General features: G+C 56.2%; 21 protein-coding genes, 1 tRNA gene and 1 pseudogene. 17 read left to right on the top strand and 6 right to left on the bottom strand.

Annotation, left to right across the window (positions count from 1 at the left end; all coding sequences use genetic code 11):
- Window positions 1-74: 74 nt before the first annotated feature.
- From mobF to N655_RS0112205, 7 genes and pseudogenes are all read left to right on the top strand, one after another.
- Complete coding sequence (mobF, locus tag N655_RS0112240; RefSeq protein WP_155987585.1) at window positions 75-2804, top strand: MobF family relaxase; 2730 nt, start codon at window positions 75-77, stop codon at window positions 2802-2804.
- Window positions 2805-2860: 56 nt separating this feature from the next.
- A complete protein-coding gene (locus N655_RS18745) occupies window positions 2861-3250 on the top strand; it encodes a hypothetical protein (RefSeq protein ID WP_044934579.1) in 390 nt (129 codons plus the stop codon).
- Window positions 3247-3708, top strand: coding sequence for a helix-turn-helix domain-containing protein (locus tag N655_RS18740; protein WP_069955828.1), 462 nt, complete (start codon window positions 3247-3249; stop codon window positions 3706-3708). The genes N655_RS18745 and N655_RS18740 overlap by 4 nt, the downstream gene beginning before the upstream one ends.
- 232 nt (window positions 3709-3940) lie before the next feature.
- A pseudogene (locus tag N655_RS20945) lies at window positions 3941-5107 on the top strand (serine hydrolase domain-containing protein).
- A gap of 321 nt (window positions 5108-5428) precedes the next feature.
- A complete protein-coding gene (locus N655_RS21205) occupies window positions 5429-5647 on the top strand; it encodes a helix-turn-helix domain-containing protein (protein ID WP_044934576.1) in 219 nt (72 codons plus the stop codon).
- Between the two features lie 46 nt (window positions 5648-5693).
- The gene (locus N655_RS0112210) at window positions 5694-6296 is read left to right on the top strand and encodes a hypothetical protein (RefSeq protein WP_155987584.1); all 603 of its coding nucleotides are present in this window, start codon (window positions 5694-5696) and stop codon (window positions 6294-6296) included.
- A 13-nt stretch (window positions 6297-6309) separates the two neighbouring features.
- Window positions 6310-6876: a tyrosine-type recombinase/integrase gene (locus tag N655_RS0112205; protein ID WP_026443220.1), complete on the top strand. Its 567-nt coding sequence runs from the start codon at window positions 6310-6312 to the stop codon at window positions 6874-6876.
- 74 nt (window positions 6877-6950) lie between these two features.
- Here N655_RS0112205 and N655_RS0112200 read toward each other — a convergent pair.
- Window positions 6951-7027 (bottom strand) — tRNA-Met (locus N655_RS0112200).
- A 177-nt stretch (window positions 7028-7204) separates the two neighbouring features.
- Between N655_RS0112200 and N655_RS0112195 the strand changes: the two genes are divergently transcribed.
- From N655_RS0112195 to N655_RS19935, 5 genes are read left to right on the top strand one after another with little or no spacing between them, the layout of a single operon-like run.
- Complete coding sequence (locus tag N655_RS0112195) at window positions 7205-8776, top strand: ArnT family glycosyltransferase (protein WP_044935864.1); 1572 nt, start codon at window positions 7205-7207, stop codon at window positions 8774-8776.
- 10 nt (window positions 8777-8786) lie between these two features.
- The gene (locus tag N655_RS0112190; protein WP_026443218.1) at window positions 8787-10406 is read left to right on the top strand and encodes a tetratricopeptide repeat protein; all 1620 of its coding nucleotides are present in this window, start codon (window positions 8787-8789) and stop codon (window positions 10404-10406) included.
- Window positions 10403-11722, top strand: a complete 1320-nt coding sequence (locus tag N655_RS0112185) for an NfeD family protein (protein ID WP_049961405.1) — start codon at window positions 10403-10405, stop codon at window positions 11720-11722. The genes N655_RS0112190 and N655_RS0112185 overlap by 4 nt, the downstream gene beginning before the upstream one ends.
- Before the next feature lie 53 nt (window positions 11723-11775).
- Complete coding sequence (locus tag N655_RS0112180) at window positions 11776-12546, top strand: slipin family protein (protein WP_026443216.1); 771 nt, start codon at window positions 11776-11778, stop codon at window positions 12544-12546.
- Window positions 12543-13208: an SPOR domain-containing protein gene (locus tag N655_RS19935; RefSeq protein WP_026443215.1), complete on the top strand. Its 666-nt coding sequence runs from the start codon at window positions 12543-12545 to the stop codon at window positions 13206-13208. The genes N655_RS0112180 and N655_RS19935 overlap by 4 nt, the downstream gene beginning before the upstream one ends.
- Window positions 13209-13278: 70 nt before the next feature.
- Here the strand turns inward: N655_RS19935 and N655_RS19930 are convergent, their stop codons facing one another.
- Window positions 13279-15183, bottom strand: coding sequence for a sensor histidine kinase (locus N655_RS19930; protein WP_049961404.1), 1905 nt, complete (start codon window positions 15181-15183; stop codon window positions 13279-13281).
- Between the two features lie 83 nt (window positions 15184-15266).
- The gene (locus tag N655_RS0112160; RefSeq protein WP_026443214.1) at window positions 15267-16280 is read right to left on the bottom strand and encodes a YpdA family putative bacillithiol disulfide reductase; all 1014 of its coding nucleotides are present in this window, start codon (window positions 16278-16280) and stop codon (window positions 15267-15269) included.
- A gap of 106 nt (window positions 16281-16386) precedes the next feature.
- Here N655_RS0112160 and N655_RS0112155 point away from each other — a divergent pair, with 106 nt between their 5' ends.
- Window positions 16387-17637, top strand: coding sequence for a cation:proton antiporter (locus N655_RS0112155; protein WP_026443213.1), 1251 nt, complete (start codon window positions 16387-16389; stop codon window positions 17635-17637).
- 1 nt (window position 17638) lies between these two features.
- Here N655_RS0112155 and N655_RS0112150 read toward each other — a convergent pair whose 3' ends face one another.
- Together N655_RS0112150 and N655_RS0112145 are read right to left on the bottom strand one after the other, a co-directional pair.
- Entirely contained in the window at window positions 17639-19747 is a 2109-nt protein-coding gene (locus N655_RS0112150; RefSeq protein ID WP_026443212.1) for a thioredoxin domain-containing protein, read from the bottom strand.
- A gap of 15 nt (window positions 19748-19762) precedes the next feature.
- Window positions 19763-20773 (bottom strand): M20/M25/M40 family metallo-hydrolase, encoded by a 1011-nt coding sequence (locus N655_RS0112145; protein ID WP_026443211.1) that lies wholly within the window; start codon window positions 20771-20773, stop codon window positions 19763-19765.
- A 35-nt stretch (window positions 20774-20808) separates the two neighbouring features.
- Between N655_RS0112145 and N655_RS0112140 the strand changes: the two genes are divergently transcribed.
- From N655_RS0112140 to N655_RS19925, 4 genes are all read left to right on the top strand, one after another.
- A complete protein-coding gene (locus N655_RS0112140; protein ID WP_026443210.1) occupies window positions 20809-21483 on the top strand; it encodes an alpha/beta hydrolase in 675 nt (224 codons plus the stop codon).
- Entirely contained in the window at window positions 21480-22862 is a 1383-nt protein-coding gene (locus N655_RS0112135) for a glycerate kinase type-2 family protein (protein ID WP_026443209.1), read from the top strand. The genes N655_RS0112140 and N655_RS0112135 overlap by 4 nt, the downstream gene beginning before the upstream one ends.
- A gap of 104 nt (window positions 22863-22966) precedes the next feature.
- A complete protein-coding gene (locus N655_RS0112130; protein ID WP_026443208.1) occupies window positions 22967-23548 on the top strand; it encodes a methyltransferase family protein in 582 nt (193 codons plus the stop codon).
- An 11-nt stretch (window positions 23549-23559) separates the two neighbouring features.
- Window positions 23560-24009, top strand: a complete 450-nt coding sequence (locus tag N655_RS19925) for a MarR family winged helix-turn-helix transcriptional regulator (protein ID WP_162173546.1) — start codon at window positions 23560-23562, stop codon at window positions 24007-24009.
- A gap of 142 nt (window positions 24010-24151) precedes the next feature.
- Here the strand turns inward: N655_RS19925 and N655_RS0112120 are convergent, their stop codons facing one another.
- On the bottom strand, window positions 24152-25729 hold the full coding sequence (locus N655_RS0112120; protein WP_049961402.1) for an FAD-dependent thymidylate synthase: 1578 nt from the start codon (window positions 25727-25729) through the stop codon (window positions 24152-24154).
- Window positions 25730-25763: the final 34 nt, after the last annotated feature.

Here is a 25763-nt window from a genome sequence, read left to right as displayed (position 1 = left end):
GCATTGGACGGTAATCAAGACGGCGGGACACAAGGAAGTTGCATTACAAATTCGAACAGCGTTAGTGTCGGTTCGTGCTGACTATACGGGCTATGACCGGCGGCGCTGGCTATGCACAGCGGCATCTGCAACACAGCGACTACTACGACGAACACCGTCGTGTACAGGGCGAGTGGCACGGCCGCGGCGCAGAGCTGCTTGGGCTGCGGGGCAACGTCGCACCTGAACAGTTTGAGGCGGTGCGGCAAGGGCTGCATCCCGAAACCGGCGAGTTCCTGCGCCCGCGCCACAGCGCCGACCGGACAAACGGTGACGGGAGCGAACAGAGCAAGGCGCGGTCTCTCTACGATCTGACATTCTCTGCGCCAAAGTCGGTTTCTGTTCAAGCTGTGGTTGGCCGTGACGAGCGCCTGGTCGCCGCCCACGATAAAGCCGTCGGCGAAGCCCTGGCGGAAGCGGAAAACCATGCAGGCGCTCGTGTGCGACCGAACGGAGCGAATGAGAATCGCGTAACCGGCAATTGGATTATCGCGACGTATCGGCACGATACAAGCCGAGAACTCGATCCACAACTGCATACTCACGCCGTGGCCGCCAATCTTACCTACGACGGCGTAGAGGGCCGGTGGAAGGCTTTGCAGGCGTCGGGGCTGTACGAGCGGCGGGCATACCTCACAGAGGTCTACCGGAACGCTCTGGCAAACGAGGTGCGGAATCTTGGTTATGAGATTGAACCACGCCGTGATTCCCGTGGCCGGGATCTCGGCTTTGAAATTCGTGGCGTGGCAGATGAACTTCTGGAACGCTACAGTCAGCGAAGCGCACAGCGCGACGCAGCCATTGAAGAATTCAAAGAACATCATGGCCGGAAGCCGACAGACAACGAAGTGGCCGTGCTGGTCCGGGAATCCCACGCTGACAAGCTCACCGAGATTGCCACGGAACAAGTTCGCCAACAACAACGAGCACGACTCTCACCGGAAGAATCTCACAGCCTGGATCGCCTGCGAGGCGCATCCCTGGAGCAAAGCCGGAGCGGTTCATATGAATTTTCGCCAGCGGCGGATTCGCTGCAACACGCAAAGGACCATCTCTTCGAACGCCGCTCTGTCGTCTACGATCACGAACTGCTAGCCGAAGCTCTGCGATACGGTCGTGGACGGGTCGATCTCAGCCAGTTGCGCGGCGCGCTGGAAATCGAAAAATCCCAGGGAGCCGTCATTCATGCCGGCGACCGGCTGGCCACACACGAGAGTCTGGATCGTGAACAGCGCATGGTTGCCATGGTGAACCATGGCACCGACCAATACGCGCGGCTTGGCGGCAGACATGAGTTTCAACCATCCGAGCACCTGCGTGATGAGCAACGGCGCGCCGTGCAGCAGGTTCTGGATTCTCGCGATTTTGCCATCAATTTGCGCGGGGCTGCCGGAACCGGCAAGACCGCGACACTTAAGGAGATTGATCGCGGCCTGCGTGAGTCTGGCCGCGAAGTCACAGCGGTTGCGCCCACGCGCGGTGCGGTGGAGGAGTTGCAAAAGGTGGGCTTTCGCGATGCGATGACGGTCTCACGCCTGGTTGGGGACGAAACGGCCCAATCTGCGCTCCGGGGCAGGGTCTTGGTCGTCGATGAGGCCGGAATGATCTCGGGGCGACAGATGGAGGGCATACTCCGGCTTGCCGAGCAACATATGGCACGCGTCGTTTTTTCGGGCGATACACGCCAGATACAGAGCGTCGAGGCGTCAGACGCCCTGCGCATTCTGGAGCGCGAGTCGCAGATGAAGAGCGTCTCTCTGACCGGCGTACAGCGCCAGACACACGCACAATATAGAGACGCCATTCAAACCCAGCGCCAGGCTCCCGAACAGGGCTTTGAGAAGCTGGAGCGGCTTGGCGCTGTGCACGAGGTCCCCTGTAGCGAGCGTGGCCGGGCGGTTGCTGATCTTTACCGGGAGATGACCGTCGATCCGTCGCGGCGTGTTTTGGTTGTCGCGCCCACGCATGAGGAAATTGGCCGCGTCACTCGCGCGATTCGCAATGACCTTTCTGCGCGCGGACATCTCGGCCAAAGCGTCACGATGGATCGATATGTCCCTTTGCAATGGACGGAAGCCCAGAAACGTGATCTGGCGAACTATCGTGAGGGGCAGGTGCTGGTAGTGCATCGAGCAGCGAGGGGTATGGAGAAACACGAGTCGCTCACTGTCAGCCGTGTTGACTCTGGCACGGTGATCGCTCGCAATGCTCACGGCGAGGAGAGGAGCTTTACACCGGCACAGACGCGCTCCTTTTCTGTCTATCAGCGGCAATCCATTGACGTGGCTCCGGGCGACCGGCTCATGCTTACGGCCAATCGCCGAGATGCCGATTTCCGCGCGACGAATGGCGAGCTGGTGACAGTGCGTGGTATCGAGCGGGGACGCATTCAACTTGAGGATGGTCGCACACTGCCGACGAATTATCACCTATTCGATCACGGCTACGCCATTACCGCCCATCGCAGCCAGGGGAAAACGGTTGACGGCGTAATCCTGTCAGCCGATGCCATGAAACAGGAGTTGTTCTACGTCGGGGCTTCGCGTGGTCGCAGCGAAATCGCAATCGTCACCAGCGACCGTGAGCAACTGCGTGAATCACTTGGAATCTCGTCTGCGCGTCCGTCAGCCACGGAGTTGGCGCGTGAGCAAGCTTATTTGCCCCAACCAGAGCGCAGCATTCAGCAAGCTCCAGCCCATCAAATCGAACCACACGTCCCTCGCCACGAAATAAACATTGGTCACGATATTGGGCTGGGCTTGTAGTTGAACAGCAGCGACGCAGCACGAGAAATTTGCGAACTATACCCAGCATGGGTATAATGAGGAGACAGAGTGGCCCCAGGCGCAACAGCACGGGATGGTTTCAGTTCGTCGAAGCGCCGGCCTTCGCGCGGTATCGGGATCGTTATCTCAACGATGATGGATTCGCCGATTTGCAGCTGTACTTGGCGAAGAATCCCGAAGCCGGAGACATGGTGCCTGGTGCCGGAGGCATTCGCAAGCTGCGGTGGGGAGATTCACGCCGCGGCAAGGGCAGGCGCGGCGGCCTGCGGATTATTTACTACCGCTTCTTGTCAGAAGAGGAAATCTGGCTGCTGACGCTTTATCACAAAGATGAAGCTGCTGATATGACGAAAGAGGAGCGAGACCAGTTAAGACGGCTACTCGAAGCGGAACGTGCCGTGCGAAGGGCCAGGAGCAGGAAATGAAAAAGCAGAACGCGACAAAGCGGAATCTGTTTGCCGAGTTGATGGAAGGCGTGGAGGCTATGAAAGCCCAGCGCGAGGGCAAGGTGACGCTTCGCTCCCACGCTGTACCAGTTCCCAATGTGGAGCAATCTCCGGGTGCGGAATTCTTCGTTGCGGCTCGCGAGCAATTCAATGTCTCCCGCGCGGTCTGGGCGAACATGCTGCGCGTCAGCCCGCGCACGGTAGAGAAGTGGGAGCAGGGAGGGCAGGTCAGCCCGCTCGCCGCCACATTTGTGGAACTTGTTACTCGATTCCCGGACACTATTGAACGTTTGCAAACGCTTCCCCGGCGCGTGGCGCGTACTTCGCGCGGCAGGCGGAGGACTGGCGCTGTCCGATCTTCTGCGACACGGGCGCGTTCCAGCAGGCGCGCCGGCAATGGCAGTTCATCGCTAAAACGCTCTGCAACCGTTGGTTGAGAGAGACGCGCTGTATCGGACTGCACTGGGCTGCTACGGCCTGCACGGCGCTGAAGCCCGGAATGCTTGCGGAGAGAAGCAAAAAACCTGACATTCCCCGGATATTGGGATTGTGCGCCGAGGCGGAGAGGGCAGTGTCAAGGGTCTTGACCGCTTCGCGGCGGCGCAGCCGCCCTTGACACCGCCCGCGCCTCGGCTATGCTGTTGCTATCCGGGGAATGTCTTTTGGAGCATGAGGGGCCGGATACTGAGGACTGCCCCAAGGAATAGTAGGATCAGATTCATGGGTCGCCTCGCTCAGAGACTTGTCGGTATCCTGTTGATTTTGCCTCTGGGTGGTCCCGTGATGGTTAGCGCCGAAAGGCCGGCGAAGTCCGCGTTCGATCAAATTGGCGAACAAGCTTATAACCACCATCGGGCACCCGGTTTCGCGTTTCTCGTGTGGTCGCGCGGAAGTATTGTCTTCGCTAAGGGATATGGATTTTCCAACCTTGCGACAAGATCACCCGTCACGGCAGACACGCGTTTCGCCATCGGCTCGCTTACCAAGCAATTCACTGCCGTATCCATCCTTCTTCTCGCGCAGCAGGGTAAGATTTCCCTTGAAGATAAGCTTGAAAAGTATGTCCCGAGTATGCCCAATGCCGACCGGATCACTCTTCGGATGCTTTTGAACCAGGACTCTGGCCTGCATAATTAGCCGAATACTCGTGAACATCCCTGGCCACTTACCGGACGTATTGCGCCTGAGACAATCATCAATTTCTTGAGAACAGATAAACCTGATTTTGCCCCCGGTGCAAAGTGGGCTTATAGCAACACAAATTATGCGATGCTCGCCGCTGTAGTTGCCCGTGCGTCCGGTACTACGTATTCAAGTTTTCTGGCTCATCATATTTTCGGCCCACTCGGCATGAGTTCATCCGGGAATGGATTTGCGGCCCAGTCGGGAACCGCGACGCCGTACGAAGGCAGTAATGGAAATTTCCGGCCTGTGAAACGCACGGTCAGCCTTGATCTGTACTATGGCGCCGGCAGCATCGTTTCAACGGCACGAGATTTGGCTCGTTGGGATTCGGCCCTGCTCAGCGACAAGATACTTGATTCGGGTTCCCGGCGCGAGCTTTGGACCAACGGCAGGTTGCCGGATGGAAAACCCCTAGAATATGCGATGGGCTTCGTCGCCACTTCCATTGGAACCCACCGTGAAGTGTGGCATAACGGCTATGCCCCTTTCGCAGGGGGATACTGCTTCAACGCGATTTTCCCAGACGATAGTCTGGCTGTAGTAGTTCTATCCAATGCGCCCGACCAGTCCTTCCGAGGAGAACCCGTGACGATGGTGAAACAGGTACTGGCTCTCTACGATCATAGGATCGTTCCCTTGACGGAACGGTGACGGATTCGCAGTTGTTCCATCACGAGGCGATGTCGTGGCATCACTCGCTTTGCCTGCTACTCTGTAGCTGTCTGGCGAATGTCAGCGGGATTTGTCCAGTGGAATAGAGGTCCGAAACTAATTTCGTTTTTGTGAGATCGAAAATCCACGAGGACAATGAGTGCCAAAGAATGACAATGGTGCACCTCTATGCACTTACTGTACCCAACCGTTCGCTTTTGCTTCGCACGCCGCATCCATGAGAATGAAAATGCGCCCCAAGCAGTGGGTTGACAGTGCGTCTTGGCCCCACACATTGTGGTGTTAAGGAGTGTGCGAACCATGTTCGATTCCCCTCATTCTCCCGTTTCATTCGAACCGCTGCTAAACAGTGATCGGGCGGCAGCCATCATTCAAGTTCACCCCAAGACCCTTCAGCGTTACGCACGAAATGGAATCGTTCACGGCGTGCGCGTAGGAAAGCTGTGGCGCTTCCGGGCGTCCGACCTTTACCGATCCGGCACGAGGATCGAACCACTCGACGACGACCAGGCACAGTAGGCTGGAATCAGCCACTCGTGCCCGTAACCAGAGAGGAGATCAACCCTTGCTAGTTCGGACACGGTATCAATATGGAAGTCTGCGGTTGAGGAAGCGCGAGCGCGGACCGGACGTGTGGGAGTTCCGCTATTACGAAACGGATTCTCAGGGGATGCGTAAACGGCAGAGCGTGATCCTTGGTGATCGCGGTGTGCTCACAACGGAGACCCAAGCACGGAAAGCCACGCAAGCTCTTCTTCTTAGACTCAACGAAGAATCTCCACGCGCGGAAGTGGAGGCGGCGTCTTTTGGAGCCTTGCTCGACCGGTATATCGAGCAGGAACTCTCGGAGCGTTACTCGACTCGGAAATCGCACTTGTCGAACATCCGAGTCCACATCCGCCCACGTTGGGGAGAACACCCCGTGGATAAGCTGAAACCGATGGCGATGGAGCAGTGGTTGCACGATTTGCCGCTGGCCCCAAAGTCAAAGACTCATGTACGGGGAATCATGCACCAAGTCTTCAAGTGCGCGGAGCGGTGGGGCATTATCGAACTCGGCAAGAACCCTGTCTCTCTGGTGCGCGTGAAGAATGGAAGCAAACGGCTCAAGCGGCCACGGGTTCTTGACGTGGACGAGTTCTTTGAACTGCTCAAGTTTCTGGGGTGAACCCTACCGCACGATGGTTTTGGTAGCGCAGTGCCTGGGGCTTCGGGTCAGCGAGATTCTGGGCTTGCAATGGGGCGATTTCAATTTCGAGAATCGCTCGGTTCTGGTCCAGAGAAGCGTGGTGGGCGGAAGGGTGGACGACGTGAAGACGGAATACTCAAGAGACGATGTTCCGCTCGATGCTCGTCTGGCGGAGGTGCTGTTGCAATGGCGCTCTGCTTCAGTCTTCCCGCGAGATGAAGATTGGGTTTTTGCCAATCCGGTCACGGGGAGGCCGTACCACCAGGAGAGCCTGCAGAAGTCGCAGATCAAACGGGCTGCAAAGCTCGCCAAACTGGGAGAAGACATTGGGTGGCACACTTTTCGCCACACCTACCGCTCCTGGCTCGACGAGACCGGTGCTCCTATGAAGGTGCAACAGGAATTGATGCGTCACGCTTCGATCCAGACGACGATGAATGTCTATGGGCGGGCCATGACGGAAACGAAACGCCAAGCAAACAGCCAGGTTGTAGGACTGGTATTTGGCCCCAACTCGCAGAACTCTGCCACAGGCGAGGCATCTGCGACGCTACAGTAAATTGCAGCCATTCCTATCGGGGGATAACGGGGACTTGCCGGGAGCAATCAAATCTTGTAAGTGATTGAAAGATTTGGTTGCGGGGGTAGGATTTGAACCTACGACCTTTGGGTTATGAGCCCAACGAGCTACCAGGCTGCTCCACCCCGCAGTTCAATATTAACAACGGTTAAAGAGGCGGGTCAAACTGGTGACCTTTCGAATGGCATCGGGCGGCATCTTCTGCGTGTAGCATGCCTTCTTCTGCTAGTGGAGCTCTTAGGAGGTTTGCGTATTCTATCCAGTGCGTAGAACGGCCTTCGGCTTTCGTATGATGACAACTGACGAAATGAAAAAGGCCGCTCTTTTTTTTGCAATCTTTGCCGCTGTTCTGGCAGCCCACCTTCCGCTGCTCCATTTGCCATACTACTGGGACGAAGCCGGCTACTATATTCCTGCCGCGTATGATTTTTTTCGTACCGGAGCACTGATTCCCTTTTCAACGCTCTCGAACGCCCATCCTCCTCTGCCTTCGATCTATCTGGCACTTTGGTGGAAAGTCTTCGGGTTCGCCCCCTGGGTTACACGAACAGCCATGTGCGCCATGGCCTCACTCGCTCTGCTGGCTGTTTTCCAAATGGGCAGAAACACGACCCGGAAATGGCATGTGGCATGGGCAACGGTTCTGCTTACGACGATATATCCCATCTGGTTTGTGCAAAGCTCTCTGGCCCATGCAGACCTCTTTGCGGCTACAGCCACTCTCTGGGCGCTGCTTTTCTATCTGGAGAAACAGACCTGGGCGTGTGTTTTCTGTTTCTCACTCGCAGCTCTGTGTAAAGAAACGGCCGTTGTAACTCCACTGGCCTTGGCAGTCTGGGAGATGATGCTTCTGGCTGCAAACCCAAGCCGCACCAAACCTCCGTCGCAATTGTCACGCCAGCGCCAGTGGCTGCAGGGGGCCGCACTTCTGCTCCCGATTCTTCCTCTCACCTGCTGGTATGCCTGGCACTGGCACCGCACAGGTTTCATCTTTGGCAATCCGGAATACCTGCGTTATAACGCCACAGCTACGATTCTTCCATTGCGGGTTTTGCTAGCCTTTTTCCATCGCCTGCTGCAATTAACAGCACATATGAACCTGTTTGTGCCGGTGCTCCTCATGTTGGCATGTATGATGCTGCCGCCGATTGATGGCCGGGAGCGCATTCCCACTCAGGCTCAGAACACCTTCTATATCGTGATTCTGGCCAATCTTGTTCTATTTTCTGTCCTGGGTGGAGCACTCCTTACACGCTATCTTCTGCCTTTGTACCCGTTAGTTTTGCTGCTCTGTGTCAACACTTTTTACCGGCGGTTCCAAATGTGGCCCGCGCTCGTTGCCCTATGTGCGGCGGGTTTTCTGGCAGGAATCTTCATCAATCCGCCCTACCGCTTTGCTCCGGAAGACAATCTGGCGTACAGGGACGTCATTCTGCTGCACCAGGCCGCTATCCAGCAGATTGTGCAGCATGATCCCGGAGCCGTTGTGCTGACCGCATGGCCTGTCACCGATGAATTACGTAAACCGGAGCTGGGTTACGTTCCATATCCGATTGATACTGTTGCCGTGGACAACTTCTCCTTTGATCAGGTGAAAGCAGCCGCCCGGCTTGCTCCGGAATACTCCGTGGCCCTGGTATTTTCCACCAAGTATGACCCGCCACATCCATGGCTAAGCCTGGGCCGCAGGAATGAGGCCCTGGATACGCGCTATTTTGATTTCCACCGTGATCTGCCACCAAGCTCCATCGCCCATCTGCTGGGCGGCATCATCACCTGGCACGGCGAGCAGCATGGGGAATGGGCGGCGGTGCTTCGCTTTGACCGCCCACAGGAAGCAAGGCTTCCTCTGCACCCGTTCCAATATAATCAGCCTTGAAGTGCGGCCTTTGAATCGATTTCGCTCCCTTATCTGCGGTCTGCTGCTGCTCGCAGCGCCGGTTCTCGCAGCCCAGCAACCTGCTACGGCTGCCTCACGCCCCCATGCCGAAACAGAGCCGGCCGAACACGGCCGACTGCTACTCGTGCTGCCCTTTGAAAACCACAGCGGCCGGGCTGACCTGAATTGGATTGGCGAGGCCTTTCCGGAAATCTTCAACCGTAGACTTGGCGCGGCAGGCTTTCTTCCTATCAGCCGCAACGACCGCCTGTATGCGCTCGATCGCCTGGGACTGCCGGCCAACTTTCAACCTTCTCGCGCCAGCACGATCCGCATCGCGCAGACCCTCGATGCGGACTACGTGATCTTTGGCTTTTTCACCACATCAGGAAATTCACTCAACGCAACGGCGCAGGTGCTGGATGTGACCGAATTGAAATTGGGCGATGCCATCAGTATCCAAATGGACATGACGCGCCTGCTCGATCTGTTGAACAGCCTTGCCTGGATGACGGTCCGGCAGCTAGACCCAAGCTATGCCGTGGCGCAGCAGACGTTTCTTAATGCAGACTCCGATCTTCCCGTTGCCGCCTTTGAAAATTACATCCGTGGCCTGACCGAGGATTCGCTGAATGAGCGCATCCGTCATCTGCGCGAGGCCATGCGGTTGGCGCCGCATTTTTATCCTGCAATGCTCGCCTTGGGAAAGGCCTACTTTTCCAACCAGAACTTTGATCTGGCAGCAACAACTCTGGGGAATCTGCCAAAAGATGACCCGAATGCACTCGAAGCGGATTTTTACCGTGGATTGGCTTTTTTCTATACCGGAAGATATCTTGAGGCTGAAGACGCCTTTGCCTTTGACACGACGCGTCTTCCCCTGCCCGAAGTAGTCAACAACCAGGGCGTGGCCGCAGCCCGCCGGGGTCGCGATGGGACATCTCTTTTTCAGCAAGCCGCAGCAGCAGACCCGAAAGACGCCGATTATCACTTCAACCTCGCTGTTTCTCTCCGCCGACGGGGCGACCTTGCAGGCGCGATGAAGGAAGCAGACCTGGCCATGAAGCTTCGTCCACAGGACGCCGACATTGCCAGCTTTGCCAACACGCTGCATACGGAACAGCAGAATGCTACCAATGCGGCACAGACGCCTGAGCTGCCGTTGGAGCGCATTAAACGCAGCTACAACGAGGCCAGTTTCCGCCAGGCCGCCTTTGAGATGGAGCAAATGCAAAACCTGCGGCTGGCCGCTCTGCCTAGCCAGGAACGCTCCGCCGCATTGGTAAAGGATGGCAGACAGTTTTTGAATCGCGGACTTTTGCTGGAAGCAGAGCGCGAGTTTCAGGCTGCCATCCAGGCGGACCCGTCCTCAGCCTCCGCATATGCCGGACTGGCCGAAGTACGCGAACGCACCAACGATCCTGACGCCGCCCGTCAGGAGGCCCAGAAGTCTTTGCAGTTGCAGCCGAACGTAGAGGCCCATCTGATTCTGGCTCGTATGGATGAGCAGGCACACCAGTTGGCCACCGCAGCCAATGAAATCAGCGCAGCACTGAAGATTGAGCCTAATAATCCCAATGCGCGCGTGATGAAAATGGCTCTGGAGCAGAAAGGCCAGCAAGTGCCATGAAACGAAGACGGCACGGCCTGGGCCTGTTTGTCGGCTGCATCCTGACGCTGCTCTTCCCTGCTTTCTGTCCAGCCCAACAACCACCGCAGGTCGTACTTCTTCACGTTGACGACACGATCCAGCCGGTAAGCGAGGGTTATCTTCGTCGCGGGCTGGCCATTGCAGCCGGACTCCATGCCGACGCTGTGTTGATCGAATTGAACACGCCGGGCGGAATGCTTGAATCTACCCGGGCCATCGTGCATGATATTCTCGCTTCTCCCGTACCGGTCATTGTCTATGTTGCTCCTGCGGGCAGCCGCGCCGGATCGGCGGGCTTTTTTATTCTTGAAGCCGCCGATATCGCTGCCATGGCGCCGGGCACCAATGCCGGTGCTGCTCACCCGGTGGTGATGGGCGGAAAGCTCGACGATGAGATGAAACGTAAGCTGGAGAACGATGCAACAGCTTTTCTGCGCTCCTACGTTTCACGCCGAGGACGCAACATAGCAGCGGCGCAGGACGCCGTGCTGGACTCAAAGTCTTACACCGAGCGCGAGGCCGAGCAATTGAAGCTGATTGATTGCATTGCTCCCAGCAATACTGCTCTTCTCAACATGTTGGATGGCCGTAATGTGACGCGTTTCGACGGCTCGACTACCTTCCTACACACGCATCATGCTCATCTGATTCCGGTGGCCACGACCTTGCGCGAAAACATCCTTGACCGGATGATGGATCCGAATCTGGCCGTGCTCGTATTGGTCATTGGCGCGCTACTGATTTATCTGGAATTCAATACTCCCGGTACCATTGTTCCCGGTGCCCTGGGAACGATGCTTTTGCTGTTGTCACTTTTTGCGCTGAATCTGCTTCCGGTGCGCTACACCTCCCTTCTGCTGATAGCAGGTGCGTTTGTGCTGATGCTGCTCGAAGCCAAGTTTGGCGGGCACGGTGTACTCGCAGCTTCAGGCATCCTCTGCCTGGTTCTAGGTCTGTTGACATTGGTAGCAGGGCCCATTCCGGAGATGCGCGTCAGCATGGGAACGGCCATCGGAGCAGGCATTGCCTTCGGTGCCGTGACGACTTTCCTTGTGCGGCTGGCGTGGCGGGCGCGAAAAAACAAGTCTCTTACTGGACCGGAGGCCCTGGTTGGCTCGATTGCAATGGCCCAGCAGCCGCTGGACCCGCGCGGACAAGTTCTGGTCCACGGTGAGCTTTGGTTTGCCGAATGCCCAGAACGCGTTTCAGCCGGCGAGCTTGTGCGGGTCCGCGATGTGCGCGGCCTGACCCTGTTGGTAGAAAGGGTTCCTGACAATCGGTCCACAACAAAATAACCCGTTTTTCTGCTCATGGGCTGCGATACAATCCCAGTGCGGGAGGGAGGACCATGGGCATTCCCGGCCTGATTGTCGTAGCAGTCATCATTCTTTATCTGCTGAACTCTATCAAGATACTGCGCGAATACGAGCGCGGCGTCATTTTCCGTCTCGGACGCGCTTTGCAGCAGCCCAAGGGGCCGGGGATCATTCTTGTTTTTCGCCCCTTTGATCAGATGATCCGCGTTTCCCTGCGACAGGAAGTCCTGGAAGTCCCTCCGCAGGACGTCATTACGCGCGACAATGTGACGATCAAGGTAAATGCGGTCATCACCCTGCGCGTGCTCGATCCTTTAAAGGCTGTGATCGAAGTTTCAAATTATGTCTATCAGACTTCCCAATTTGCACAGACCACCTTGCGCTCCGTGCTTGGAGAGGTCGAGCTGGACAGTCTGCTGGCGCATCGGGACGCTCTCAATCAGCGCATCCAGAGCATCATGGACCAGCGTACAGAACCTTGGGGCGTAAAAGTGGTGAGTGTGGAAGTCAAGCAGGTGGACCTTCCAGAGCAGATGCTACGCGCCATGGCCAAGCAGGCAGAGGCCGAACGCGAAAAGCGATCGAAGATTATCAATGCCGAGGGCGAATATGCCGCAGCGCAGCGCCTGGTGGATGCCGCGAACCTGCTGGCCACACAGCCCATGACTTTGCAATTGCGATATCTGCAGACACTTACAGATATCGGGACGGAGAAGAACACCACTGTCATCTTCCCCCTGCCAGTGGAACTGATTTCCCTGATCCAGAAAATTGTTCCCGCCAGATCTGAGGAGCAAAAATGAGAAATGTGGCCGAGTACGAAGAGATAAACGAAAACGAGTCTGAAATTACGCTGAATACAGGCACGTTACTGGGGATTTTCTTTGGCCTTGTGCTGGTGTGCGGCGTGTTTTTCGGCTTTGGTTACTCGATGGGACGCCGCGGAACAGCGAATACGTCCAGCCCACCTGAGGCATCGCCGACGGCCAGCCCACAGGCGGAAACCTCCACGCCGCAGGCAAACAGCACGCCCAAGCCATCGGCCATGGAAGCATTGCAGACAGAAGGCCAGTCTGCGGACCCAACCAATCCTTCTGCGGCGCAGAGCATGTCGCAGGAAGACACCGAAAATACGACGCCAAAACCTGCTCCCGCACAGACCCTGGCACAACCCTCTTCCGTCGTCAGGCCCGCTTTGAAGCCCGCAGCATTCCCAGTCGCCACACCGGCCTCTACCCCATCCAGCGGATCTTTCATGGTGCAGATCGCTGCAGTATCGCGCCAGGAAGACGCAAATACGCTGGCCAACGCCCTGCAAAAGCATGGCTATACCGTTTCTGTGCGCAATGAGCCGCAAGACAAGCTCTACCACGTTCAGGTGGGGCCCTTTGCTTCTCGGGATGCAGCCCGGGCAATGCGCTCGCGTCTGCTGGCGGATGGATATAATGCCATCCTCAAACCGTAGTGTCTATAACACCCTGGCCTGGGAACGACTGCATGCTTAGCCCAATTCACTCCCGCCGGGGAGCTCCCTGTTATGCCGTCTGAGAGCTATTAGCGTAATTTTCGCTCAAGTGCCCCTCAACAGCGGACTGGGGAAAGAAAATCATAAAGACCGTCCCTGGCTTTCGCTGCGGATGGCACGTATCAGCGGCGCGGCTGCGAATGCGGACCTCACCCCGGTGCTTGCGGATGACTTCGGCGCTGACCCACAGACCAAGCCCGGTGCCGGTTGCGTCTTTTGTGGTAAAGAAAGGTTCAAAAATGCGCGCCCGCACTTCATCGGACATTCCGCATCCAGTATCAGCAACAGAAATGCGCACTCCCTCAACGGATGGATTACGCCACGAACGTGATTGCCGGACGCTGAGCGTCAGCATGCCTGGACCGGGCATCATCGCATCCAAAGCATTGCTGATAAGGTTGGCAAAGAGCTGACGCAGTTCACCTGCAAAACAGAAGATTTCAACCTGTGAGTCATAAAAGCGGCGTACTTCTACATGCAAAGAATTGACCCGCCCCTGATGCAAAGTCAGCACCGATTCCAGCAGCTCACAGATGTTTGCTGTAACCGGAAGAGTGGACTGCCGGTAGAACCTCAACGTCTGTTGGGTAATTTCAGAAACGCGGGCCAGCTCGTGCTGGGCCAGGTCCACATATCTCTCGATCTCAGATGGAAGTTTTTCCTGAAGACGGATGAGATACAAAAGGTTCGTTACAGCTTCCAGCGGATTATTAATCTCGTGAGCGATGGAAGCTGCCAGACGACCTGCCGCAGCCAATTTTTCCGTTTTTCGCAATGCCTCTTCGGAATTGCGGCGCTGCGTTGTGTCCACAATCACCGCGCCAACCCATCGCACCGCATTAGAACCCGTCTGTACGGGATATACATTGGCCAGCCATGCACGGATGCGGCCCGGCTGGCCTTCGATCTCGCCGGTCAATTCCAGGTCCTGCACTGGTCGTCCTGTGGAAAAAACCTGGTCAATGGCCCGCTGCAGCGGAACTGCGGCGGACTCCGGAAAGACCTCATTGACGGCGCGCCCCAGGTGCCGGCTAATCGTGCTGTGATGCATGTCCGCCAGAAACTGGTTGACGCGAACAAACCGGAACTTACGGTCAAAGAACGCAAAACCAATTGGGGCGTTGGCCAGCATGGAGTCCAGCAGCGCCAGAGTATCGTTCAACCCGGAACGCTGCTCCTCGATGGAGGCAACCATCATATTGAATGCCGTGGTCAAAGCCGCTGCCTCATTTTCTGAGGTAACTGGGAGCGGAAAATTCGAGAGGTCTTCCGGGTCGCGCACAATCTGGCGGGTGGCACGCATCAGTACATTCAAGGGTTTGGTGACCGTCCGCGCCATCAGCGTGGCCAGAATCGTGCACCCAAGAGTAGCAAGAATGGCTGAGATGAGTGTGACCCGCAATAACGAATGCAGTTGCAGGCGGTCTGATTCTTCGTTAGGGGCGATCCATACCAGTCCCCTGATTTGGCCCTGGACCATCACAGGAGCAACGATTTCACGTACGTTTTCCTTAAGGTTGAAGATGGCCGGTCGGTCCAGACGTCTGAGAAAATTGCGCTCTGTCGGCGTCAGATTCAGCTTTCCGTTCATGGAAGCATCTGCACCCGCAATGGCCCTTCCCTGCAAATCAGTAATCTGCACGTTGCCGATGCTGGGATAATGCAGCAGCGTGCTCACCATCTTCTGTAGGGAATCGGCCTTGCCTTCCTCAATGGCTTCTGCAGCCTGCAATGCCAATTGCGATCCCTGATACTCCAGGCGGCGGTCAATGCGCTGCTGGAGCTCCTTCTGCTGCTCACGCACAAGAAAAGCAGTAAACAATCCAAGAGCAAGCAGCTCAAATAGAACCAGGCTGGCAATCAACTGGCCACGAATTGTTCTGGGCTTCCACAAAAGCAGTTTTCCGTCCTTCAAAAAATTTCCCCAGAAGACGCCGAAGCTCCATCCAGAATCTGGGTGAAATCGCTACGCTTCTGCCGGGAGGACCGCTCATTCACTTAAGCTTCCAGCACAGCTGTCAGCTTCTCCTTCAGATCGGCCGCAATCCTCTTTCCGTGAAAGCGGCCATTTTCAATAAAGATTTCATTCGTACGCTCGCCGGCAAGAATTACTCCAGCCAGGTAAATTCCTGGTATGTTGCTTTCCAAGCTTTGCGGATTGCACTCGGGACAGCGGTCTTTACTTTCCAGCCGGATCCCGAGCGACATCAGAAAATCGAAGTCCGGATGGTAGCCAGTCATGGCAAAGACAAAATCATTCTTCACCGAAACTTCTCCCTCCGGCGTCTTCAGAATGACAGAATCTTCCTCGATGCGTTCCACCTGGGTTTGAAAATATGCGGTAATCTCCCCATTCTTGATGCGGTTTTCAATGTCAGGAAGGATCCAGTATTTTACGTGCTTGTGCATGGCAGGACCACGATGCACAAGTGTGACTCGCGCTCCGTGACGCCACAAGTCCAGTGCCGCAATTGCCGCTGAATTTTTTCCACCAATGACCATTACATCCAGTCCGTAGTAAGGATGCGGATCTTCATAATAATGATGGACCTTGGGCAGGTCTTCTCCCGGAATGCCCATAAGATTGGGCAGATCATAATAGCCGGTGGCCACCACCAGTTTGCGCGCATGGTGGGTAAGTTGGCGTCCGAATTTATCTGTTACATGGACACGGAAAGCACCATCTGCCCCCGAAATGGTGTTCACCTTTTGATATTGCCGAACATCAAGCTGATAGTGTTCGGCCACCTTCCGGTAATATTCCAGCGCTTCATTGCGTGTGGGCTTCTGGTTTACGCTGGGAAAAGGGACATCACCAATTTCCAGCAGCTCTGGAGTCGTAAAAAACGTCATGTTTGACGGGTAATGGTAAATGGAATTACAGAGACATCCTTTATCCACCAGCACACTACGAAGAGCGATACGCTGCGCTTCAATTGCGCAGGCCATGCCCGTCGGTCCTGCCCCAATGACCAGGACATCAAAAACTTCTGGAGGAGTGCGATTGTCCATGCCTCTAGATTAGACGATAGAGTGGGAAAGTTCTCACCCGAGTTACCCAACACAAAAGGCAAAAGCAGCATCTCATAAAAAAATTCCCGAAACATCACAGGCCCTTATGACTCTTTTACTTGCGCAGATGTCCGTCATTCTGGCCGTCACCCTGATTTGTGGGTGGATGGCGCGCCGCCTTGGGCAGGCCCGTGTCATCGGCGAAATGGTCGGGGGGATTCTGCTGGGACCGTCTGTGTTTGGCCGCCTTGCTCCTCACACTTCCATACTGCTGTTTTCCGCAGGCTCTCTCCACCCTCTTGAGATTCTTTCAACCGTTGGACTTGTGCTCTATCTCTTCCTGATTGGCATGGAGCTGGACTATGACCAGCTTATATGTCAACGCAGGACCGCAGTGCTGGCCAGCGGAACAAGCATTCTCATTCCCTTTATCACGGCCGCAGCGTTGGCGCACTCACTGCGCATCCGGTTTGCACCGCATGGCATCGGGAATCTTCCGTTCGTGCTTTTCCTGGGTATCGCAATGAGTATCACGGCATTTCCCGTTCTGGCGCGCATTCTGGAAGAGCGGCGTCTGCAGGGTACGCCGCTGGGCACGACGGCCATTCTTTGTGCAGCGGTGGATGATGTGCTGGCCTGGACGCTGCTGGCATTCGCGCTCACTTTGATCGGGGCCGATGGGGGGCCGGCTTCCTTGCCCTTGCGCCTCGCATACCTGGCCATGTATCTCCTGCTGATGCTTGGCATGGTACGTCCCCTCGCTGCACGGGCCGTTACCTTACGCAAAAAGCCAAATCTTTCCCTCGAACTGCTGGGCATTTTCATCATCTTCGCACTGGCCTCGGCGGCTGCCACGGAATGGATTGGCGTGCATCCGCTCTTCGGGGCCTTCCTTGCTGGCGTATGCTTTCCGCGCATTGAGCATTGGCAGCAGGCGGTCCGGGCAAAACTCGACATGGTGACCTCTGCCCTGCTCCTGCCGCTTTTCTTCGCTCTGACCGGTCTGCGCACCCGGCTGGACCTGCTGGACGATGCAAAAATGTGGTGGTGGACCGCCATCGTGCTGGCTGGCGCAGTCTTTGGAAAGATGGGGGGCGGCGTTCTGGCTGCCCGCTGGACAGGCCAAAGATGGCGAAATGCCTTTGCCCTGGGTGCGCTGATGAATACTCGGGGATTGGTGGAGCTGGTCGTGCTGAATATTGCTTACAACGTGGGCGCCTTTTCTCCCACGCTCTTCACCATGATGGTCGTTATGGCACTGGTGACCACAATGAGCACGACGCCTATCCTAAACCTCCTCAAAGTCGGGAACGACGACAGCAGCTTGGTCCGGGAGAAGGCCGAGGTCTCAGCCTGATTCAGGCCCCGCTCAGTTCCTGCAACAACTCCTCCGCATCTCTGACCGGAGGCAGGCAGGTGTTTCCTTTGCAGACGATAGCAAAGCTGTCTCCGGAATGGAGCTTAGGCAATCCAGGCAAGGTCGCCGCCAGCACCGGAGGTAGATTCTGCTCTGTAATCTGATCAGGCCGCAGTAAAATCACGGACTTATTGACGGCATAGCGCGCAGTGGCCATCGCAGCCAGGTTTTTTGCCCGCTCATCTTCACCAATAATGACCACCTGGAGCGGAGGCAAAAGAAGCCGTTGCAGAGCAAGTCCATAAGTCCCGGCAAAAAGACCAAACTGCTCGACAATACCGCCAAAGTGCTCCAAAGTGTCTTCGGCCTTCTCACGAAAATCTGGCCGCCCGCTGAGTGCTTCCAGGCGAAGCAGCGCCGCAGCTGCAGCAGGATTTCCAGCCGGGGTCGGGGTGTCCTGTAAGGGTTTTCGGCGTGCGCGCAAAGCACCAGGGGCGGAAATGCTTTGGGTCTCCGTGTCAAAGAACCCCCCGCCTGTCTCATCGTAAAAGCGGATGATCATCGCGTCGGCCAGCTCCACGGCAATGCTGAAATAGCGCAGAAGACCGGTGGCCTGCCATGCATCGACGCAGGCATGGATGAGGAAAGCGTAATCATCGAGCACGCCAGTAATCTGCTGTCTGGAAGCCACCCCCGCCGCATAAGCAATAACGTGTTTCAGCCCGCTTTTCGGGTCCCAACCCTCAAGCAGAATTCTGTTCAGGGTCTTCAGGGCGAAGCTCCCTGCAACAGGAAGCTGCAGTACTCGATCCGCTTCCAGGTAGGCTGAGACCGCCAATGCATTCCAGCCTGTATAGATGGTTTTGTCAATAAAAGGAGTCGGACGTTGAAGCCGCGCCTGATACAACTTCTCTTTCGCCGATGCAAGATCGCGTTCCACCTCTGACACGTCTCTGGAGAGTTTTTGCGCTACCTCTTCAATCGAGTGCGTCACATGCAGCACATTCTTTTTAGGATTGTGGTGCATGTCTCCCATCTCGCCAATGTCGTAATAAATCTCAGCCACGGCCAGTTCTGCGTTGTTCAGGACAGCTGCTGCTTCTTCGCGCGTCCAGGTAAAATAATCGCCGTCATCTTCAAGTGAAATATCCGCGTCCTGCGAGGCGTAAAAGCCGCCGCGTGTGCGATCTGTAAGCCATTGGTCCATCCAGCGCATGATGTCCCGTGTGATGTAAGCAAACTGTGGCTCTACAAATGTCTGGAAAGCATGAACATAGTTTTTCAGTAGCTCAGCATTGTCATACAGCATCTTTTCAAAGTGCGGCACAACCCAACGCTCATCTACGGAATAACGATGAAAACCACCTGCAAGATGATCGTAGATTCCACCTGCGGCCATCTTCTTGAGCGTGCTGATTGCCACTTTTTTTGCGCCCTCATGACCGCGCGCCGCCACATCAAGCAAAAGGTCCACGGCTGCAGGATGAGGAAACTTAGGCTGGCTGCCGAAGCCTCCATACCGTGGGTCCCACTGGCTGAGCGTCTTCGCAACAAGCTGATTTACTAGTTCCGGGCCCAGGTTGGAGGCCCGTCCGGAAAAGGTTTCGCCGTGTTCCACTGCAGCAAGAACACTCTGCGCGGTTTCGATCGCCTCCTCGCGTCTGCTTTTCCAGACCTCGGCCAGAGTGCGCAGAACGCGCTCAAACCCAGGGCGTCCATAGCGGTCGTCGCGCGGAAAGTAGGTTCCACCGAAAAAGGGCCGTCCATCCGGAGTGAGGACCGCTGTCAGAGGCCATCCCCCTTGTCCGGAAATGGCCTGCACTGCGGCCTGATAACGGCTGTCCACGTCAGGCCGTTCGTCGCGGTCGACCTTGATGGCAATGTAATGCTCATTGATGATTTGTGCCAGGACCGGGTCCTCGTAGGATTCACGGTCCATGACATGGCACCAGTGGCACCATACCGCACCGATGTCCAGCAGAATGGGCTTGTCCTGCTGCACTGCCAGCAAAAATACCTCTGGCGACCACTCATGCCATTGCACTGGTTGATGCATGGCAGACCGCAAATATGAGGATGCTGCGTATTGTAGGGCGTTCAGTCCAGACATGGCGCTTTGCCTCGTTTATGCAGGATGAGACACCAGTCGCCTGGCTACCTCGATATACAATCCGATGGCATCAAACAACTCGCGTTTTGCCAGTTTCTCATTCGATGTATGAGCAACATGAATGGATCCTGGTCCCAGCAGGAGCGGCTCTCCCCAGTTCGTAAGCGCAGGAATGTCTGTCGTAAATGCGGCGGCCATCGTAGGAAATCCATCCAGAGCATGCAGGCGGGTAAACGGGATTTCCAGCGTAAATTCAACCTCTGCCAGACCGGCAACTGCTTCTTCGATGGAACGTCGTATCTCGGCGGAGGGCCCAACCAGACGCACCAGCACTTGCGCCTCAGCATAGTCTGCAATCACGTTTGGCGCACGCCCCCCTTCCAGCAGACCTACATTCAGCGTACTGGGGCCAACATCTTCTGTGACCGGCAATTCGATTTGCAACAGGCGGTGGAGCGCCTCCACAAGCTTATGCACGGCACTCTCTCCCAGTTCAGGATAGGCCGAGTGCGCCATCCTCCCTTTTGCACGAATGGCGGCACGCAAGGCTCCCTTGGATGCGATGGCCAGCCGGTTGTCCGTAGGCTCTCCGTTAATCAGAAAGCGGCTGCCCCGGGGCTGCGCATTGGCAACCTTTGCTCCTGCGGAATCACGCTCTTCCCCTACAACAAAGAGCAACCCAGCGCGAATCCCGGCATCGCGAAGCTGCTCAGCAGCAGCAATCTGCGCGGCAATAATGCCCTTGGCGTCGCAGGCGCCACGACCATAGATAAATTCATCGTCCTCGCTGCTAGGAAGAAATGGCGGGACGGTATCCATGTGTGTGGAAAAAACCACGTCAGGTGTCTCGTCTTTCACCCCAGCATAGACATTGAAGCGATCCGGTGTTTCTACCGGCATCTTTTCTACAGAAAAACCGCGCTGAAAAAGGAAATCGGCAAGAAATTCACCGACAGCACCTTCATTGTAGGTAATCGACTCAATATCAATGAGCCTTCTCGTCAATTGCACTGGATCAAACGTCATCGAATCTCAGAATACAATGTTGTTGGACAATGACAATGGCCGATTCTGGCGCAGCCACGCTGCGAACGATTGATGACCTTCGCGGACCCGCGGGAAAACTTGAGGCGCTTTTGAATACAGGGGGCCCAGATGCAGCAATGGCAGCTTTGGTCTGCCATCCGCATCCGCTTGGTGGTGGCACAATGCATAACAAAGTGGTATACCACGCGATGAAAGCGCTCCAGACGCTCGGATTGCCTGTTCTGCGCTTCAATTTTCGTGGTACCGGGCTCAGCGATGGCACCCATGACCATGGACATGGCGAGCAGGACGATGTTCGTGCTGCCGTAGACTGGCTGGACCGTGAATTTGGTCTGCCGGTCCTCTGTGCGGGCTTCTCTTTTGGCGCGGCCGTCGGATTACGTGCCTGCTGTGGGGACCCTCGCGTTCAAGGCCTGGTGGCCCTGGGACTACCGACCCATGCCGAAGGACGCGACTACCATTACCAATTTCTGCAATCCTGTCCGCAGCCCAAGCTTTTTATCAGCGGAACAATGGACCAGTTCGCTCCACGCAAACAGCTTGAGGCGGTCTTTGATGAAGTTGCCCCGCCCGTCGAAGTCGTCTGGGTGGAAGGCGCCGAACATTTCTTCACGGGTAAACTGGACGAGGTGCAACTGGCCATCCGTAACTGGGTGCAAACCTATCTGCTTCCGACAAAAGTCTCATGACCACTCTCGACGACCTCCATACCGCAGCCGAAGACATCTTCCGCCATGCTTTAGCAGCGTGCGACATCGGAAGGTCTTTTGACCGCCATCTGCACTTTGAAGGGACCGTCCTGGTCCATCATCCTTCTTCAGTCCTGAAGCCGGTTGCGATTGAATTGAAGGAGTATAAGAAGGTCTTTGTCATCGCCTTCGGCAAGGCCGCCCTTGCCATGCTGGACGCTTTGCTGGAGCGTCTCCCCAAAAAAATCCAGATACGGGGCGTCTGTTCCGCACCCCAATTGCCCCAAAAGCGAAACTGGCGCATCCGCTACTTTACTGGAGGGCATCCGCTGCCCAACAGGGATTCCTTTGAAGCTGCGGAGACCGCATTAAAACTGCTGAAACGGGCCCGCAAGGACACTTTTGTATTTTTTCTTGTCAGCGGCGGAGGCTCAGCGATGTTCGAGCTGCCACGCGACTCACGAATCACACTGGAAGACAGCATTGCCTTTCATGAGACGCTGGTCGCATCCGGCGCAACCATCACGGAAATCAATACTGTCCGCAAATACTTTTCCGCAGTAAAAGGTGGCCGCCTTGCACTCGCTGCACCCGAGGCGGAAAAGCTGACCCTTCTGGTGGCCGATGTTCCGCTCAAGGACCTTGGCGCTGTTGCGTCCTCTCCTACCCTGCCAGACCATTCCACGCCGGAGGAATGCCGCGAGATCCTTGTTCGCTATGAACTGCTCGAAAAATTTCCCCCAGCCGTGCGCGCCTATTTTGAGTCGCTGCCACCGGAGGTCATCCAGGAAACGCACGGCCCTGAGGCTAAGGAGAGTTTTCAGCACACCAAATTTGACACTTTGCTCTCCAACTATGACTTTGTAAACGCCGCACGTGACCGCGCCCACGAACTCGGGTTCCGCGTTGTGATTGATAACACTTGCGATGACTGGGACTATACGGATGCGGCCCGTTATCTACTGAAGCGCTTTCACGAGCTGCGGGCAGAGCATCCACGCCTGTGTTTGCTGTCCAGCGGAGAGGTCACCGTACCACTGGACAGAGACCCCGGATGCGGTGGACGCAACCAGCAATTTGCACTGGCCACAGCCTTGGAACTGGCCCGGCATGAAGGCCAGCCGATGGTCGTGCTCAGCGCAGGTTCTGATGGCATTGATGGCAACAGCCCCGCCGCCGGGGCCATTGCCGACACAACCACAGTCTCCCGTGCACGGGCCTACCATTTTGACCCGGAAGAGAATCTGCGCCGTTTTGATACCTGTCCTCTATTTACCGCGCTCGGCGATACCGTGATGACCGGTCCAACTGGCAATAACCTGCGCGATCTCCGTATCTTGCTCGCAGTCCGGGAAGAGAACCCTCAAATGACTCTCTAAGGCCAGCATCAAAATTTTTCTTGACACCACTCCCTCTTTTGTATCAAATTACGTCGTATACGATACGTCGTATACGACGTATCTGAGAAGAGGAACCAACTACCATGTCCTACTCCGTCGAAACCCTCCGTCATGCCACCAGTTATCTGTGGATCCTCCTATGCGCGGTCTGGCTGTTGACCTCACTCGGCACCAAGCGAACGGTACAGAGACAATCCAGCATGTCCCGCTTCTGGCAGCTTTCCATTCTGGCACTGGGCTGCTTTCTTGTCTTCTTCCATGGCCCAACCAGAGCCTGGCTGGATGTTCACCTGTTTCCGGTAACTCCGCGCATGGCCATGGCTGGATTCCTCTTGGCTGCCATTGGGGTAGGGTTCAGTATCTGGGCCAGGCTGGTTCTGGGCGGCAACTGGAGTGGTGTTGCCACCATCAAGGAAGGCCATACTCTGGTGCGAAAGGGGCCTTACAGCATAGTCAGGCATCCGATCTACACGGGTCTCTTGCTGGCCATTCTGGGGTGTGCTCTGCAACGAGGGCTGCTGCGTGGCCTGCTGGGAGTGATATTGGTTGGTTTTGGGTTCTGGCTTAAAGTGACCATGGAAGAATGGTTGATGGTACAGCGCTTTGGCGAAGAATACATACGCTATCGTCAGCAGGTGCGTGCCCTGGTCCCCTTCCTCTTTTGATGGAGACACGATTGACACGAGACATTTCCGTTCCTGAACTGGCCCGAGAGGTGGAAAGAAAGCTCCAGAATATCCGTCAGGCGCTGCGCAAACCGCTGGAAGCCCAGTATGCCCGCGGCCATCTCACCGGACCGCAGATGCTGGTCATGGAGGTCGTCTGCAAGCAGGATGGCATCAGCATGAAAGAACTGGCCAGTAGGATGGGCCTTGCTCACAGCACCGTCTCTGGCATCGTTGACCGGCTGGAGAAACGGGGACTGCTCATACGCCAGACTCTGGAAAGCGACCGCAGGGTGACCCAGATTCTTCCCTCACCAGCGGTGCGGGAATTTCTGCAAAAGCAAGCGCCAGCATTGACGCTTCACCCTCTGAACGAAGCCCTGAAAAGGGCCTCGGCAGCAGAACGCAAGACCGTATGGGAAGGCATTACCATGCTTGAAAAGCTGCTGACGGAGGGCTGACTCTCCTGCTATGCTGTCTTTGATTTTTTCTCGGGAGTAAAACCGTGGCTATCTTCTCAATTTTCAGCTTTGTGACAATTTTTGCTGTCTGCATTCTCTGGGCCACCCGCAAGCCTGAGGGCGGCCACTGATTCAACCAGAGCTACCTTCTCAGCAAATCTACCGGTTCGTTCACATCCGTGGTCCGGAAAAATTCTGAAAGCGCAGGGTACTGCCGCTTGATTGCCTGATACATCTCCCAGGCCACGCGGCGGTAGGAGGAGTGCCCCTGGGGCTGAGATCGCAGCTCGGAAATATAGACGGCCTCTGCGAAATCCATCTTGAACAGCGCGCGTATCCTGGTGGCCAGGGGAAGAACATAGTCGGCAGACTGTGCTGCTTCCGGAGCATTGCTCTGCCCGATTTGCTGGTGTGTGGCAAAGGCCGCATCGATGGCTGACTGGTACTGCGGCAGCAGGCCAGCTTCGGCAATTCCTTCGGGGACCTCATAGCCGTGCGTCGAAGTGTAGCCTTGTATGATCTGCACGCAGCGGCGATGACGGTGCATGTCTCGGAAGCCGCCGATGTCCATAAGAACATCGAACCGCAATGCCTGCCCTGCAGCAAACTCACGCAGCAGCTCGTCATGCCGGCCACGATGGCGGACACCAAGGGCAAGGATCTCGTTGCGCTTTGCTTCATCCAGGTCCGCCACATGGTCTCGGAGTTGACGGTAGGAATAGTGGCTGACACGATAAAGCAGAGTCGTGGCGATCTCTACTTCCAGAGATTCACCTGCCTCGACCAGGTCTACAACCGGAGCAGAAGCAATCGTCATGCCTTTCATCAACTCCTGCGCCGCTTGGGCCAATTCATGCCTGGTCTGCATCTCGTAGGGGTTGGGTGCTGCATATTTCACCAGTGTAGGCGTGGTTTTTACCTCACGGGTGAGCAGTTTTGCCGCCCTTTCGCCCAGGACAGGGTCCAGCGCCGATATCTCACACTGCAGGGCAGCCATCTCCTCGGCATGGACGTTCCAGGCCGCTCCACCGGCGGCAGCGCGCAGACGTTCGCCCAACTGCCTGACCTCCGCATACGGGCTGGAAAGCAGGCGCGAGATCTGCGTTTCCAGGGTGCGCGCATTGACAATCTGTCCCAGGGATGTGTTGGTTGCCAAAGGAAGCAGGTAGCGGGCCACGTCAAAAGCGCGAGCACGCAAAGTACGTTCGTAACTTTCCTGTTTCATCTCTGCGGGCCTGGCAACCTGCGTCTTCAGGTACTCAAACATTCCCTCGGAGATTGCATGGTAGGCAGCAAAAAGTTCCTCAATCTGGCGTGAATACAGATCTTTTTCCGCCTGGTTCTGGCCAAAGTCAGGTAAAAACCAGCCGCTTTTTTTGAAATTCTGATAGCGGGTGGAGCGCTCCTGCCCATCCCACCTCTGCTCGTCCACAAGAGAAATAGCGGCCAGCAGGGATAGCCTCTCAATGGCGAAAGCAACATGTGCTAGATCTGCAATCGAGCGGTGCCCATATTGGAAATAAAATGTGTTCAGGAACTGTTCGGCGCGCTGGCTGCTGATTTCTTTTAACGATTCCTTCATGGAGAGCGCCGAACGCGAATATTTGGCCATGGCGTAGGCCAGCACCTCAGGGTCGGCGCCGTGCACAGCAAAGACTTCAGTCTGGTTTTGAGGTACAGCAGGCGTGACAGCAACGGGTTCAGCGATGGATTCAGGCATGTTGGGAACCAGAATACGGCATTTGCCTCTGGAA

This window comes from Pseudacidobacterium ailaaui (assembly GCF_000688455.1).
In the GTDB taxonomy this organism is placed as follows: Bacteria; Acidobacteriota; Terriglobia; order Terriglobales; family Acidobacteriaceae; genus Pseudacidobacterium; species Pseudacidobacterium ailaaui.
The sequence above is the reverse complement of the archived record's forward strand: the minus strand, read 5'-3'. Positions and strand labels throughout refer to the sequence as shown.

Bases quoted from the DNA above. Each gene is read 5' to 3' on its own strand.
- N655_RS18745 (WP_044934579.1), top strand. From the start codon at position 2,861: ATGAGGAGACAGAGTGGCCCCAGGCGCAACAGCACGGGATGGTTTCAG.
- N655_RS18740 (WP_069955828.1), top strand. From the start codon at position 3,247: ATGAAAAAGCAGAACGCGACAAAGCGGAATCTGTTTGCCGAGTTGATG.
- N655_RS21205 (WP_044934576.1), top strand. From the start codon at position 5,429: ATGTTCGATTCCCCTCATTCTCCCGTTTCATTCGAACCGCTGCTAAAC.
- N655_RS0112205 (WP_026443220.1), top strand. From the start codon at position 6,310: ATGGTTTTGGTAGCGCAGTGCCTGGGGCTTCGGGTCAGCGAGATTCTG.
- N655_RS0112195 (WP_044935864.1), top strand. From the start codon at position 7,205: ATGAAAAAGGCCGCTCTTTTTTTTGCAATCTTTGCCGCTGTTCTGGCA.
- N655_RS0112185 (WP_049961405.1), top strand. From the start codon at position 10,403: ATGAAACGAAGACGGCACGGCCTGGGCCTGTTTGTCGGCTGCATCCTG.
- N655_RS0112180 (WP_026443216.1), top strand. From the start codon at position 11,776: ATGGGCATTCCCGGCCTGATTGTCGTAGCAGTCATCATTCTTTATCTG.
- N655_RS19935 (WP_026443215.1), top strand. From the start codon at position 12,543: ATGAGAAATGTGGCCGAGTACGAAGAGATAAACGAAAACGAGTCTGAA.
- N655_RS0112160 (WP_026443214.1), bottom strand. From the start codon at position 16,280: ATGGACAATCGCACTCCTCCAGAAGTTTTTGATGTCCTGGTCATTGGG.
- N655_RS0112155 (WP_026443213.1), top strand. From the start codon at position 16,387: ATGACTCTTTTACTTGCGCAGATGTCCGTCATTCTGGCCGTCACCCTG.
- N655_RS0112150 (WP_026443212.1), bottom strand. From the start codon at position 19,747: ATGTCTGGACTGAACGCCCTACAATACGCAGCATCCTCATATTTGCGG.
- N655_RS0112145 (WP_026443211.1), bottom strand. From the start codon at position 20,773: ATGACGTTTGATCCAGTGCAATTGACGAGAAGGCTCATTGATATTGAG.
- N655_RS0112140 (WP_026443210.1), top strand. From the start codon at position 20,809: ATGGCCGATTCTGGCGCAGCCACGCTGCGAACGATTGATGACCTTCGC.
- N655_RS0112135 (WP_026443209.1), top strand. From the start codon at position 21,480: ATGACCACTCTCGACGACCTCCATACCGCAGCCGAAGACATCTTCCGC.
- N655_RS0112130 (WP_026443208.1), top strand. From the start codon at position 22,967: ATGTCCTACTCCGTCGAAACCCTCCGTCATGCCACCAGTTATCTGTGG.
- N655_RS0112120 (WP_049961402.1), bottom strand. From the start codon at position 25,729: ATGCCTGAATCCATCGCTGAACCCGTTGCTGTCACGCCTGCTGTACCT.